Source organism: Nocardia aurantia (assembly GCF_009604425.1).
In the GTDB taxonomy this organism is placed as follows: domain Bacteria; phylum Actinomycetota; class Actinomycetes; order Mycobacteriales; family Mycobacteriaceae; genus Nocardia; species Nocardia aurantia.
In genome coordinates, this window is the sequence record NZ_WEGI01000052.1 from 1 (window position 1) to 1,025 (window position 1,025).

The following is a 1,025-nucleotide window of genomic DNA, read 5'->3' on the forward strand; positions in this document are numbered from 1 at the left end:
CTGGACCTGGTGATCGGTATGCACGCGGTGTTGCGGGCCGGTGGCGCGTATGTGCCGATCGATCCGGATCACCCGGTCGAGCGCACCGCCTACATTCTCGACAGCGCCGATCCGGTGTGTGTGCTCACCGTCAGTGGTGACGGGCTGGAACTGCCGGTGACCGTGCGGCGGGTGGACATCGACACCTTGGATGTGTCGGGTTTCTCCGAGGCGCCGGTCACCGACGCGGACCGGGTCGCGCCGTTGCGGCCGGACCACACCGCGTATGTCATCTACACCTCCGGGTCCACCGGCCGGCCCAAGGGTGTCGCGGTCACCCATCACGCGATCGTGAACCAGCAGTTGTGGATGCTCGACCAGTACGCGTTCACCACCGGTGACGTGTATCTGCAGAAGACCGCGACGACCTTCGACGTGTCGCTGTGGGGGTATTTCCTGCCCCTGCTGGCGGGCGCGACTTTGGTGATCGCGGATCCGGACGGGCATCGTGACCCGTTGTATGTCGCGGACATGATCGACCGGTATCAGGTCACGGTCACCGACTTCGTGCCGTCGATGCTGACGGTGTTCACCGCGCACGCCACGATCGCGCAATGTGGTTCGCTGCGTGCGGTGTTCGTCATCGGTGAGGCACTGCCACCGGAGACCGCGGCCGCGTTCCGGGCGCTCTCCACCGCCGGGCTGCACAACCTGTACGGGCCGACCGAGGCCGCGGTGTCGGTGACCTACTGGGAAGCGACAGCCGCGGACACGGTGACGGTGCCGATCGGTGTGCCGGAATGGAATGTCGATGTCTACGTGCTGGATTCGCGGTTGCGGCCGGCCGCGATCGGCGCGCCGGGTGAGTTGTATCTGGCGGGCCGGCAGCTGGCCCGCGGGTATCGCGGCCGCCCGGACCTGACCTCGGACCGGTTCGTCGCGAACCCGTTCTCCGACACCGGGCAACGCATGTATCGCACCGGAGACCTGGTGCGCTGGAACGATACCGGCGCGATCGAGTACATCGGCCGCACCGACTTCCAGGT

1 protein-coding gene is annotated in these 1,025 nt (G+C 66.9%); it reads left to right on the top strand.

The annotated features are described in order from the left end of the window. On the top strand, window positions 1–1,025 hold a 1,025-nt coding region (locus tag NRB56_RS38110; RefSeq protein WP_153349240.1), incomplete at both ends, for an amino acid adenylation domain-containing protein.